This window comes from Petrotoga mobilis SJ95 (genome assembly GCF_000018605.1).
GTDB classification, from domain to species: domain Bacteria; phylum Thermotogota; class Thermotogae; order Petrotogales; family Petrotogaceae; genus Petrotoga; species Petrotoga mobilis.
This window is the reverse complement of record NC_010003.1, coordinates 249,868-262,957: the sequence shown is the minus strand read 5'-3', so window position 1 is coordinate 262,957 and position 13,090 is coordinate 249,868. Positions and strand designations below refer to the sequence as shown.

Genomic DNA, 13,090 nt, shown 5'->3' with positions numbered 1-13,090 from the left:
TTTCTAATGACAGTAATAATTATATTTTGCGAGGAGGTTGCATAATGGAGAAGTTAGCTTTAGAGGATTTTACAAAGTACAAATTTATATCGAACACTAAATTTTCACCGGATGGTAAAAACTTAGCTTTTGTTGTCTCTGAGATGGATGTAGATGAAAACAAGTATCTATCAAACATATGGCTTTACAATGTTGATAATAAAACGATCAACAAGCTCACCACTTTCAATCAAGAAAGTTCTTATCTATGGTTAGACAATGAAAATATCATCTTTTCAACGGTGAGAGAAGAAAAAGATAAAAAGAGAAAGGAAAAAGGAGAACCTTTTACAATTTATTATATAATAAACATCAAAGGAGGAGAGGCTCAAAAATATTTTGAACTTCCGTTCTTTGCATCAGATATCGAACCCATATCTAAAGATAAGTTTGTTGTAACTGGTATTTACGATCCGAAATATAAGAATTTGGAGAGCCTTTCAAAGGAAGAAAAAGAAAAGGAATTGGATAAGCTCAAAGAAGAAAAAGATTACGAAGTTTTAGATGAAATACCTTTCTGGTCGAATGGGAGGGGATTTACCAACAAGAAAAGGAATAGATTATACATTTATACGTTAAAAGATAAAAAAATTACCCCAATAACGGATGAATTGACAAACGTAGAAGGTTTTAAATTGAATAAAGGAAAAGATTTAATGCTTTTTATTTCCAATACTTTTAAAGATAAAATGGAAATAAGATCCGATCTTTATTTATACGACTTAAAGAAAGAAAGTTTTGAAAAATTAACTCACGAAGACCCTTTCAATTACGTATATGCAGACTTTCTCAAGGAGAAAATAATCTTCTTAGGTTCCAACATGAAAGAGTACGGAATCAACGAAAACCCCAAGTTTTATTTGATGGATTTACAAACAAAAGAAGTAAAACAAATTCAAACTGATTTTGATTATAGTACTTGGAGTTCTGTAGGCTCTGATTGTAGATATGGTTCTAATAGTGAATTCAAAGTGGAGGACGATTACCTTTATTTTGAAACCACAGAATATGGAAATTCTTTCATAAATAGAATAGATGAGAAGGGCAAGAGAGAAAAATTGACAACACAAAGCGGATCCGTTGATGGTTTTGATGTATTTAAAGATCGTATCATCTTTGTGGGGATGAGAGATGTTAAACTTCAAGAACTATACGAATTAGCAGGCAATGAAGAGAGACAACTAACTACTTTCAATGAATGGATAATGAAAGAAAAAACTTTATCTAAGCCAGAAAGAATAACCTTTCTCGGTAAAGGTGAAATAGAAATTGAAGGATGGGTTATGAAACCTGTTAATTTTGAAGAGAACAAGAAATACCCCGCAATCTTAGATATTCATGGTGGCCCAAAAACCGTTTATGGTGGAGATGTTTTTTTCCATGAAATGCAGTATTGGGCAAATGAGGGTTATGTTGTTATGTTTTGTAATCCCCGAGGAAGTGATGGAAGAGGGGATGAGTTTGCAGATATCAGAGGAAAGTATGGAACAATAGACTATGAAGACATAATGGACTTTGTTGATAAAGTATTGGAAAAGTTCTCTTTCATAGACGAAAATAGAATAGGGGTAACAGGTGGTTCTTATGGTGGTTATATGACCAACTGGGTAATTGGACATACTGATAGGTTCAAGGCTGCCGTTTCTCAAAGAAGTATAGCAAATTGGATTTCCAAGTTTGGCACTACCGATATCGGTTACTATTTCGTTGAAGATCAACAAGCAGCCACTCCCTGGAGTGATTATGAAAAGTTATGGTTCCACTCACCTATGAAATACGCAGATAACGTTAAAACTCCAACTCTTTTTATACATTCGGAAGAAGATTACCGTTGTTGGTTGGCTGAAGGATTGCAGATGTTCACTTCACTCAAATACAATGGCGTGGAATCAAAATTGGTTATGTTCAGAGGAGAAAATCATGAGTTGAGCAGAAGTGGAAAACCAAAACATCGAGTAAGAAGATTAAAAGAGATTACCGCGTGGTTTGACAATTATTTAAAATAGTTAAATGTATGTAGCTAACTTTTCACATTAAAAGGAGAAAAAGCATGAGATCAAAAACCAAACGCTTGGTAACTATATCGTTGTTATCTGGTATTTCTTTTGTTCTAGGATTTACTCCATTGGGATTTATCCCTATTCCTCCAGCGAATGCAACAACTATGCATATTCCAGTTATAATTGGGGCAATATTGGAGGGACCTATTGCAGGAATGGTTATAGGTTTGATATTTGGCGTATCTAGTATAATTCAAGCACTTTTAAGGCCAAACATATTGTCTTTTGCTTTTGTTAATCCTTTAGTTTCTGTTCTACCAAGAATATTGATTGGTTTAGTTTCATATTATTCATACAGGTTAGTATTTGAACTTTTCTCGAGTAATAAAGAAAAAGTTTCAAAATGGAGAGATAGCGTATCTATTGGTGTAAGTGCTGCTTTAGGAACTTTTACTAACACCGCAGGTGTTTTAGGTATGATGTATCTCTTATTTGCCGACAGGATAGCTACCGCTATGGGAGTAGCAAGGGAAGCCGTAGGTGGGGTAGTGTTGGCTATAGGCCTAACAAACGGTATTCCAGAGATCATAATAGCGATTTTAATAACTGTTGGGGTAATCAGAGCGGTAAAAAAGGCAGGCTATTGATTATCTCATCATTTGGGTGGGATGCGGGGGAAGGGCGCTATAGCAACTTTTTTGATTTCTATAGACAACAAAAATTACAAATTAAAAGGAGGAGTCAAGTATTATGAAGAAATACACAGCTACCCACGAATATGTAACAATAGAAGGAAACATTGCAACTGTTGGGATTTCTGCGAAGGCTGCTGAAGAATTAGGTGATGTAACCTACGTTGAATTACCAGAAGTTGGAAAAGAAGTGAAAAAAGGCGAAGTCCTGTGCACCATAGAATCTGTGAAGTCAGCTGAAGATATTTATGTACCTTTAAGTGGAAAAATCGTTGAAGTCAACAATGATCTTGAAGACCAGCCGGAAATAATAAACGAAGACGCCGAAAATAAAGGATGGATTGTAAAAATTGAATTTTCTGATCAATCAGAGATTGAAGACCTTTTGGATGAAGAAACTCCAATGTAGACAAGTATAATTCAAAATTAAGGGCCCTTATTAAATTGGGGTCCTTTTTTCTTTAACTTGAAGAAGCCAGATATAAAGCAAAAAGATAAAGCTCCATAGAAATAGCGGAATAAATAAAGAATTAAATTCAATTGGCTCCCAAAAGGTAAAAAGATTTACGAAGTTTTTTATTGACAAAGCAAAAAAAGTTGAAAAAGAATGAACAAAATTGAAAGGCAATAATATTGAAAGAACGCTACATAAGATTAGTAATGAAATAGCAGGGGTTAGAATAGGTGTTATGAAAAGTCCAATCAAAGAAATCTCTCCAAAGTGTATCAACGCTATAGGAAATATACCGACATATGCCGCTATGGGGACAGATAAAGACCTGAAATATTGATTTTCTATATGGTTCATCGTAAATAAAATCATAAAAGTTGCAGCATAACTCATTTGGAAACTAACGTTCATAAGATTATTGGGGATGAACAATAGGTTGAGATATCCTATTAATCCTAAGATGTTGAAAGAGCTAACAGGAACGTCGAAAAGTCTGAATAAGTTTAAAGTGACTAAAAGCGATACAGCCCGTACAGAACTTGGGGTGAATCCGGTAAAAACCAAATAAAAAGTGATAATAGTGGAGTATAAGATGAGTCTTAGGTTTCTTTTCAAGATAAAAAAGTTGAGAAAGAAGCTGATCATCGAGTAAATTATGTACACGTGCATACCTGAAACGGCAAATAGATGCAAAGTCCCTGTTTTTTGAAATACCTCTTTATCCCGTATATTACCCATAAAAGAGCTCGTCAATATATCAAGTGCCTCGGTATTTTGAATGTTTTCAGACAATCTATTGGTTGCAAGATCTTTTATCTTCATAATCGAATTGTTGTTGGCGGGAGCCATATATTCAGCTCTAAGAAAATCGTTTTCAATGGTTCCGTATATGTAGACGTTTTTGCCCGTAGTGATGGGAACCGTGCTGAATTCACCGTAGTAAAATTTATAATAATTCCTGTATTTCTGCCATTGATTTTCATAATAGATTTTTTTTGAAAATACCGTATAATAATTTCCTCTTTTGTCTATAACTTTCCCTAAAATACCTACTTCTGAATTGAGATTGATGGGGATGTATAACAAGGCCGGAAACAACAAGACACCGATTAAAAAGACTTTTAATTTATCTTTCTCAAAGAGTTTTAAAAGAAGAAGAAACAAAAAATAGCCTATTAATACTGCGGCTTTATTCAAGTAGGAAAGTACTAATAACAAAGAAAAGGCAATGAATAATTCAATAAAAAAGGGGAAATTAACTTCAGGGCTCTTTTCTATACTTTTACCCCCAGTAGATAGAAATCAGAAGTGAGATTATCAATCAGGAATATAATAAAATTAATTCAAAAAACAAAAGGATCGTAAAACACGATCCTTTATTCTGGTGCCGGGGGCGGGACTTGAACCCGCACGAGTGTAAATACTCATATGGCCCTCAACCATACGTGTCTACCAATTCCACCACCCCGGCGAAAAAGTTATTTATGTTAATATATCAAAATTATTATACACTACGTTATAGGCTTTGTCAAGAGACCACGGCTATATCATGAACCTCTCCATTTTTGATAACAGTTTGAGTGTGGTTTACTCCGAAGTGGTATATTAAGTATTCTATATTTGGAACATCGAAAATCGCCATATCAGCTTTTTTACCTACCTCCAAACTACCAATTTTATCTTCTAATTTCAACGCACAGGCTGCGTTAATAGTAACCGATGTAATTATTTCCTTTGGATTCATATGTAATTTTATTGCCCCAAACGTCATAACCAATTGTAAATTTTCTGTAGGCGAACTTCCTGGGTTATAATCGGTCGACAATGCAATTGGTATACCAAGTTCAATCATCTTTCTAGCGTTTGCATACTTCTCACTTTGCAAAAAGAAGGTTGTTGTAGGAAGAAGGGTAGCTATAACGTTGTTCTCAGCCATTTTTTTCAAGCCTTCATCGCTTGCACCTACCAAATGATCTGCTGAAACGCAGCCTAACTCAGCAGCTAATTCGGTACCTCCTAAAGGTTCTATTTCGTCTGCGTGAATTTTGAGGAATAGACCGTGTTCTTTTGCAGCAGAAAGTATTTTTCTGGATTGATCAACTGAGAAAACTCCTTTTTCACAGAATACATCACAAAATTTAGCTAAATTTTTTTCTGCCACATACGGGATCATTTCAGTTATGAGTATATCTACGAATTTATCGACGTTGCCTTGGTACTTTTTAGGTATTGCATGGGCCCCCAAAAATGTAGGAACCAAATCTATGGGGTGGATTCTATTGAGTTCCTTTATGACCTCAAGCTGTTTCAATTCTGTGTCAAAGTCATCAAGCCCATAACCGCTTTTTGCTTCAACGGTTGTTACTCCGTAAGACAACATTCTATTTAAACTCTTTTCTGCCTTTTTAAGTAATTCATCAAAAGATGCCTTTTTAGTTGATTCAACGGTGTCGTATATTCCTCCCCCAGAACTTAAAATATCTAAGTAACTCTCACCTTCTAATTTTTTAAATAATTCATATTCCCTTGAGCCACCATGGACCAAATGAGTGTGAGAGTCTATTAAACCGGGTGTTACAGTTTTCCCTTGGGCGTTTATAATTTTTGCATCTTGAGCTATTTCTATGTCTTTTGGCAAATCACCACTTCCAACGTAGATAATCTTATCTTTTGAAGCAGCAATTATGCCATTTTTTATTAAGCCAATTTCTGACATTTCCTCTTTCTTTCTTGGTCTATTAGGACCTCTCATCGTTATTAAATTTGAGATGTTTTTTATTATTAAAGTAGCTTTTTCGCTCATATCAATCGCCATAAATCCTATTCTCCAAAACTTTGTCATAACTGAAATCTTCTAATTTTAAAAAGTAATCAGCTGTATCAACAAGGGCATTCAAAGGTACCAACCCAACTATTTCACTTCCAACAACGTTCACTCCATACCTGTTCGCTTCATTTTCTATCACCTGAAATACCCTGTACAAAGGTGTTTTTGTGTAATCAACCATATTCATGGAAACTTGGACTATATTTCTTTCTTTCAATTCAAAACCCAACGCTTTACAATATTTAAATCCTCCACTTTTACCTCTCACAGCTTGGGCTATCTTTTTTGCAATGTCTATGTTGTTGGTATTTAGGTTCACGTTGAAAGCTATCAAAGGCATCCTTGCCCCCACGGCGGTAACTCCTGCACTTTCATGCGGTTTATCTGGGCCAAAATCTGGTTTGAACGCTTCTTGTTTTAACTTCTCAAACATTCCTTCGAACTCGCCTTTTCTTATAACAGCTAAATCCTCTCTTTCAGGTCGGCTGGCTGATTTTTCATACAATATTACGGGGATATTCAACTCTTCTCCTATTCTTTTTGCCAATTTTTTAGAGTACTCTACACACTCTTGCATCGATATGTTTTTAATTGGAATGAACGGTATGACGTCTGTAGCCCCCATTCTTGGATGTTCACCTTTGTGGGTTCTCAAATCTATCAATTCAGCCGCTTTTTTACAAGCGTTAAAAGCTGCTTCTATTACTTGATCTGGTTCCCCCACAAAAGTAACTACGCTTCTGTTGTGGTCTCTGTCCATAGAGTAATCCAGCAATTTTATTCCTTCTTGTTTTCTTATTTCATCTACAATACGCTCTAATTTTTCTTTATCTCTTCCTTCACTGAAATTTGGAACACATTCTACAATTTTGTTCAAAGTATCTACCTCCTAACCCTGATAATATTTATCAACTAAATCTTTTACCATATTTTCATCAGCAATGTACGGTAAAGTTATGTGGTCTGTATTTTTGTTTTCTTTGTTGTACTCTATGGATGTTTCTATAGAAGCTTCATTCCTAGCCCATGATCGCCTGGCGACACCAACCATAACATCCCATGGAATTGCGTTCTTTATTATTTCATCCACCCTTTCACTTCCATCCAGAACCAAGCCAAAGCCACCGTTAATGGCCTTACCGATACCAACTCCACCTCCGTTGTGCAGTGTTACCAAACTCATTCCCCTTGCTATATTTCCAGCGAAATCATGGGTTGCCATATCCGCCATTATATTACTCCCATCTTTTATATTCGCTGTTTCTCTAAAAGGAGAGTCAGCTCCGCCTGCATCGTGATGATCCCTTCCAAGCATAATGGGGCCAACTTCCCCTTTTCTAACCATTTCGTTGAATTTAAGGGCTATCTTCATCCTGCCCATAGCATCCTGATAAAGAATTCGTGCTTGAGTACCAACAACAAGATTGTTTTTATCTGCATCTCTAATCCATATGTAGTTATCTCTATCCTGACCCCTTCTGTTGGGATCTATGCATTCCATCGCTGCTTTATCCGTTTTCAATAGATCTTCCCGTTTTCCACTTAAACATACCCACCTGAAAGGTCCATAACCATAGTCGAATATTAATGGCCCCATTATATCTTCCACATACGAGGGAAATATGAACCCTTCGCTTTCATCCAACCCATTTTTTGCTATTTCTTTCACTCCTGCATCAAAAATCGCCTTCATGAAACTATTCCCATAGTCAAAAAAGTAGGTTCCCCTTTCAACCATTGTTTTTATAAGCTCGAAATGTCTTCTCAATGAATTGTTGACTAATTCAACAAATCTCTCTTTATTTGTTTCTAAGAGGTGATTCTTCTCTTCATGAGTCAAGCCTTGCGGGCAGTACCCTCCCTCGTAGGCAGCGTGACAAGACGTCTGATCTGATAGCAAATCTACCTTTATACCTTTCTTTACAATGTATTCCAATAGATCTACAATATTACCATAATAACCGATGGAAATGGGTTCTTTTCTATTCAGATGATCGAAGGCTATTTCAAAAACTTCGTCCAAATCTTTGCTGTAGGTTTTTAACCAACCTTGGTTTAGTCTTGTTTGTATTCTCGAATAATCCACTTCTGCAATTATTCCAACGCCTCTTGCGATTTCTATCGCTTTAGCTTGAGCACCGCTCATTCCACCTAAACCTGAACTAACAAATAAACGTCCTCTTAGATCACTATCTTGTGGTATCCCTAATTTCAACCTTCCAGCGTTCAACAAGGTATTGTAAGTGCCATGAACGATACCTTGAGGTCCTATATACATCCAACCTCCCGCAGTCATTTGCCCGTAGTTGGCAACACCCATAGCTTGTGCCTTGATCCAATGTTCTTGGTCATCAAACATCCCAACCATCAAAGCGTTTGTTATTATCACTCGTGGACTATTTGGTGTTGATCTGAACAAGCCAAGGGGATGTCCTGAAGCCACAACTAAAGTTTGTTCCCTTGTTAGTTCTTCTAGGTACTTTTTAATCAATCTGTACTGCATCCAATTTTGACATACTTGACCGGTTTCACCGTAGGTTACCAGTTCATAAGGATACAAAGCAACATCGAAATCCAAGTTGTTGTCGATCATGACCTGAAATGCCTTTCCTTCAGTACATTTACCCTTGTACATATCTATAGGTTTTGCCTTAATGTTGCCCTCAGGCCTATACCTGTATCCATAAATTCTACCTCGAGTAAGCAACTCTTGCAGAAATTCTGGAGCCAATTTTTCATGCAAATTTTCCGGCACGTACCTTAAGGCGTTTGCAAGGGCTAGTTCTACTTCTCTTTTTGATAAGTTTAAAGGTCTTTTAGGTGCCCTTCTTATGCCTTCGATGAATTTGGGCATAGGAGGGAGTTCATCATCCAACTTAATGGACATTGCATTTGAAATATCAATATTGTTCACCATGATAATTTCTCCTTTCTTTAAAATAATTTACCAGTTTCTTTTTCCACTTCTTTAACGATTATGCCAGATTTTAAGATTTCTTCACTCTTATCTATCATTTCGTACATCGCTCTGTCTTCGGTTATCTTCGGTACCTTATCTCTAACTATATCATATACTATCTTTGAACCTTTTCCTAAACCTTTATTTCCTCGTAAGTCTATCGCTTGGCAAGCACACAGCATTTCCATAGCTAATACTTTTTGGACGTTGTTTAGAATATTCTTTGCCTTTCTCGCTGCGATTGTACCCATAGAAACGTGATCTTCCTGGTTTGCAGAAGAAGGAATTGAGTCAACACTTGCAGGATGGGCTAAGACTTTGTTTTCTGAAACCAACGAAGCGGCTGAATATTGAACCAGCATAAACCCAGAATTCAATCCACTTTCTTCTATCAGAAAAGGAGGTAATCCACTCAATTTAGGATTAACAAGCCTTTCTATTCGTCTTTCTGATATATTTGCAATTTCAGACAAAGCAATCGCCAAAAAGTCCATGCCCAATGCAATTGGTTGGCCGTGAAAATTCCCCGCGGATATTGCTTCTTCTTCTTTTGAAAATATCAAAGGATTATCGGTTGCTGCATTCATCTCTTTCACGATGATATCTTCTACATAATTTACCGCATCACGTGAAGCACCGTGAACCTGCGGGATACATCTCAAGGAATAAGCATCTTGAACACGTAATACCCCTTGATGAGACACCATTTTACTACCTTCAAGTATTTTCCTTAAATTATTAGCGGACCCAATTTGCCCTTTATGAGGTCTTAGATTGTGTACCCTGTCATCAAAAGCCTCGATGACACCGTTCAGCGCCTCAAAACTCAACGATGAAATTATGTCTGCTGTTTTTAAAAGTTCTATGCTATCGTATATCGATAATGCACCTATAGCCGTCATAACTTGTGTTCCATTTATCAAAGCGAGACCTTCCTTGGCAACAAGATTTATCGTATCTATTCCCGCCAACTTCATCGCTTCTTTTCCATTTAACCGTTTGCCCTCGTAATAAGCTTCTCCTTCTCCTATCATCGGTAAAACCATATGGGCTAAAGGAGCAAGATCACCACTGGCTCCTAAAGATCCTTTTTCTGGTATTATTGGGTGAACCTTCTTGTTGATCATATCAATCAGAGATTGTATGGTGGATAACCTTATTCCAGAAAAACCTTTGACCAAAGAATTCGCACGAAGCAACATAATCGCTCTAACAGTTTCTATATCCAAAGGATCCCCAATTCCGCATGCATGGCTTCTGATCAGATTCTTTTGTAATTTCTCTGTTTTATCGTTCGAAATGAAAACATTACAGAGTTCTCCAAAGCCAGTAGTTATACCATATATGACTTTTTCCTCTTCTGCAAACTTTTCTACAATTTTTCTGGAGTTCTCAATGTTCTCAAGGACAGATTTATCGATAGCCACTTCGTAATAATGTTTAGCTACATTAATCACATCTTCCAAACTCAGATGTTCACCGTCTATATAGACCTTTTTCAAATATAAGACCTCACTTTCGATCAAACAAAAATTTCCCATCTTCTAACAAAATTATAACACTGTGAAAAAAATTTCTCACTTTCAAATAGAGCTAATTAATGGTGATTAAAAACAATCTAAGTCGATTAAACGAGAAAATCTAACGAAATCTTAGAAAACAATTTTTTACAAAAATTAAGAAAAACTAAGAAAAAGCTTCCTAATCGCAAATAATTGTCCGTAATTGCTCCTAATATTAGTTGATTGGATAAATTAATGATTGACAAAAAAAGTTAACTCACATATAATTATTCTGAACAAAATTTGAACTTGTTTAGATGATTATTTTCTTTGAAATTATATAAATCCAATTTGCTACATTGCAATAAAAAATGTTGGTTAGATTAAAAAACTGTTTAATTGTAAGATTTAATAAAATTATTTTAATTTCCAATTCAAAGACAAAGATTTTTTTGATTTTTTAAAAAATAAATTAGAAAGAATGAAAATGAGTTGTCGTTGATTCGAATATTAATTGATTGGATAAACTTACCATTGATTTTTTTTGCTTAGTATTCCTAATGGAGAACTCTATGATTTTTATGTTTGAAGTTTAATAATGGGGAAAAGATTGTTAATGGACTTTAATTTTTATTACTTTGGGAAGAAAATCCAAAGTAAGTGTAAAAAATTCATTAGGAGGTGTGAAAGAATGAAAAAGAGCTTATTGGTGATTTTTGTTTCCGTGTTACTTGTTGTTGCAGGATTTTCACAAGTAGCTGGGATTCCAAGGGAAGAAACACTCATTGCTAACGTTTTAACCGGAAGAGTAAACTCACCTGGTATCTTCAACATATTTACCAGTAGCTGGAGAACTCCTGATCAAGGGATTCAACAATTGATGCTGGAACCATTGTGGATGATGGAACCTACCAGGGGAGAAGTTATTAATTCTCTTGCAGCGGAAGGTCCGATTTACAACGAAGACTTCACAAAGATGACGGTTAAGTTAAGGGAAGGATGTTATTGGAGTGATGGTGTTGAAATTACTGCCGATGATATTGTGTACGCCATCACAACAGCCATGAAATATCAAGGAATGGCTTATCATGATCAGTTTAGGCTTCACGTTGATAAAGTATACAAAACAGATGATTACACTGTGGTATTTGAACTAAAGGAACCTAATGCACGATTCCACGCTAATTTTGTAGACAGATGGGGAGCATGGAGACCTTTCCCAAAACATATTTTTGAAAAAGTAGAAGACCCGCTATCCTTTAATTACAACCCTCCGATAAGCAGTGGTCCATACGTTCTAAAAGATTATGATCGTGCTGGTTATTGGACACTTTGGGAAAAAAGGGAAGATTGGGATAGAACACCAACTGGAATGTTGTTTGGTGAGCCAAAACCAAAATACGTACTTTTCTATTACTATGGAGAAGCTACAAATCAAGTAATTGCACAAGCCAACCATAACTTAGACATGGCAGATTTAACAATGGAAGCATTCAGAGCACTCATTCAAAGGAATCAATACTCAAGGGGATACAGAATAGAATACCCGTGGGTAGTTAACACGGATCCATGTATGACAGGTGTTATATTCAATACTGATGTATATCCATACAACATAAAAGATGTAAGGTGGGCATTAACTCTCGCAATAGATATAGTAGATTACATAGGGATAGCGTTTGATGGTGCTGCACCTATGGGCGCACTTCACCTTCCTCCTATGCCGGTTTACCAAGAATGGTACTATGAACCATTAGAAGATTGGTTGAAGAATTTCACATTAGACATAGAAGTTAATGGGAGACCATTCAAACCGTACGATCCAACGGCTACATTAAGAGCAGCCCAATATGCGAGAGAAAGAGGATACGAGGTACCAAACGATATAGAAGCGTTGAAAGAGATGTTTGGACCAGGATGGTGGAAATACGCACCTGATGTAGCGGAACAACTGTTAGAAAGGAATGGATTTACAAAAGATAAAAATGGCAAATGGTTGTTACCAGACGGTACACCTTGGAAAATTAATATTATTGCCAATGCAAATCCTTCACATCCTGCACATAGGAATGCACTTGCTGCAGCACAACAATGGAGAAACTTTGGTATAGATGTTTCAGTTACTCCTAGTGAACAAGATGCAAGTATTGTTGTATCAGGTAACTTTGAAGTCAGTGCCCAATGGCCTGCATCTGAGCCGTGGGGTGGTCATCCTGATTTGTACCGTGTTTTTTCAAGTACACACTCAAAATACTACCAACCTATAGGAGAAAATGCTATTACTAATTTGGGACCTGCACCAGGCAGATGGACAGATCCGAGAATGGATAAGGTTATAGAAGGAATGGAAAAGGTAGACTGGGATAGTGAGGAAAACATGGAATTAGGTATAGAAGGGTTAAAAATACTTGTAGAAGAAATGCCTTCAATTCCAACTTTTGGATATCCTGGAGTAGTAGGATGGGATGAGTATTATTGGACGAATTATCCTGGTGCTGAAAATCCATATATGATTCCCTATCATCACTGGCCTAACTTCAAATACGTACTGCCCTTTCTTGAACCAACAGGAAGGAAATAAGGGCTACATATAAATACATTGAGCCCCCTTCGGGGGGCT

General features: G+C 36.4%; 9 protein-coding genes and 1 tRNA gene. 4 read left to right on the top strand and 6 right to left on the bottom strand.

Annotated elements, in window-relative coordinates; translation table 11 throughout:
- Positions 1 to 44 precede the first annotated feature (44 nt).
- The 3 genes from PMOB_RS01265 (at position 45) to gcvH (ending at position 3,140) form a co-directional block, all read left to right on the top strand.
- Complete coding sequence (locus tag PMOB_RS01265) at positions 45 to 2,045, top strand: S9 family peptidase (protein WP_012208097.1); 2,001 nt, start codon at positions 45 to 47, stop codon at positions 2,043 to 2,045.
- Between the two features lie 44 nt (positions 2,046 to 2,089).
- Positions 2,090 to 2,686: an ECF transporter S component gene (locus PMOB_RS01260; RefSeq protein WP_012208096.1), complete on the top strand. Its 597-nt coding sequence runs from the start codon at positions 2,090 to 2,092 to the stop codon at positions 2,684 to 2,686.
- A 103-nt stretch (positions 2,687 to 2,789) separates the two neighbouring features.
- Positions 2,790 to 3,140: a glycine cleavage system protein GcvH gene (gcvH, locus tag PMOB_RS01255; protein ID WP_012208095.1), complete on the top strand. Its 351-nt coding sequence runs from the start codon at positions 2,790 to 2,792 to the stop codon at positions 3,138 to 3,140.
- A 30-nt stretch (positions 3,141 to 3,170) separates the two neighbouring features.
- Here gcvH and PMOB_RS01250 read toward each other — a convergent pair whose 3' ends face one another.
- The 6 genes from PMOB_RS01250 to hutH form a co-directional block, all read right to left on the bottom strand.
- A complete protein-coding gene (locus PMOB_RS01250) occupies positions 3,171 to 4,346 on the bottom strand; it encodes a ComEC/Rec2 family competence protein (RefSeq protein ID WP_041534007.1) in 1,176 nt (391 codons plus the stop codon).
- A 218-nt stretch (positions 4,347 to 4,564) separates the two neighbouring features.
- A tRNA-Leu gene (locus tag PMOB_RS01245) sits at positions 4,565 to 4,653 on the bottom strand.
- Positions 4,654 to 4,710: 57 nt separating this feature from the next.
- Positions 4,711 to 6,024 (bottom strand): imidazolonepropionase, encoded by a 1,314-nt coding sequence (hutI, locus tag PMOB_RS01240; protein ID WP_269207888.1) that lies wholly within the window; start codon positions 6,022 to 6,024, stop codon positions 4,711 to 4,713.
- Positions 5,987 to 6,886: a glutamate formimidoyltransferase gene (ftcD, locus tag PMOB_RS01235; RefSeq protein ID WP_012208092.1), complete on the bottom strand. Its 900-nt coding sequence runs from the start codon at positions 6,884 to 6,886 to the stop codon at positions 5,987 to 5,989. The genes hutI and ftcD overlap by 38 nt, the downstream gene beginning before the upstream one ends.
- A gap of 12 nt (positions 6,887 to 6,898) precedes the next feature.
- Positions 6,899 to 8,926, bottom strand: a complete 2,028-nt coding sequence (locus tag PMOB_RS01230) for a urocanate hydratase (RefSeq protein WP_012208091.1) — start codon at positions 8,924 to 8,926, stop codon at positions 6,899 to 6,901.
- A gap of 17 nt (positions 8,927 to 8,943) precedes the next feature.
- The gene (gene hutH / locus PMOB_RS01225) at positions 8,944 to 10,470 is read right to left on the bottom strand and encodes a histidine ammonia-lyase (protein ID WP_041534006.1); all 1,527 of its coding nucleotides are present in this window, start codon (positions 10,468 to 10,470) and stop codon (positions 8,944 to 8,946) included.
- Between the two features lie 691 nt (positions 10,471 to 11,161).
- On the opposite strand from hutH, the gene PMOB_RS01220 reads away from it, so the two are divergent.
- A complete protein-coding gene (locus tag PMOB_RS01220) occupies positions 11,162 to 13,051 on the top strand; it encodes an ABC transporter substrate-binding protein (protein ID WP_041534005.1) in 1,890 nt (629 codons plus the stop codon).
- The last annotated feature ends 39 nt before the right edge of the window (positions 13,052 to 13,090 follow it).

Bases quoted from the DNA above. Each gene is read 5' to 3' on its own strand.
- PMOB_RS01265 (WP_012208097.1), top strand. From the start codon at position 45: ATGGAGAAGTTAGCTTTAGAGGATTTTACAAAGTACAAATTTATATCG.
- PMOB_RS01260 (WP_012208096.1), top strand. From the start codon at position 2,090: ATGAGATCAAAAACCAAACGCTTGGTAACTATATCGTTGTTATCTGGT.
- gcvH (WP_012208095.1), top strand. From the start codon at position 2,790: ATGAAGAAATACACAGCTACCCACGAATATGTAACAATAGAAGGAAAC.
- hutI (WP_269207888.1), bottom strand. From the start codon at position 6,024: ATGACAAAGTTTTGGAGAATAGGATTTATGGCGATTGATATGAGCGAA.
- PMOB_RS01230 (WP_012208091.1), bottom strand. From the start codon at position 8,926: ATGGTGAACAATATTGATATTTCAAATGCAATGTCCATTAAGTTGGAT.
- PMOB_RS01220 (WP_041534005.1), top strand. From the start codon at position 11,162: ATGAAAAAGAGCTTATTGGTGATTTTTGTTTCCGTGTTACTTGTTGTT.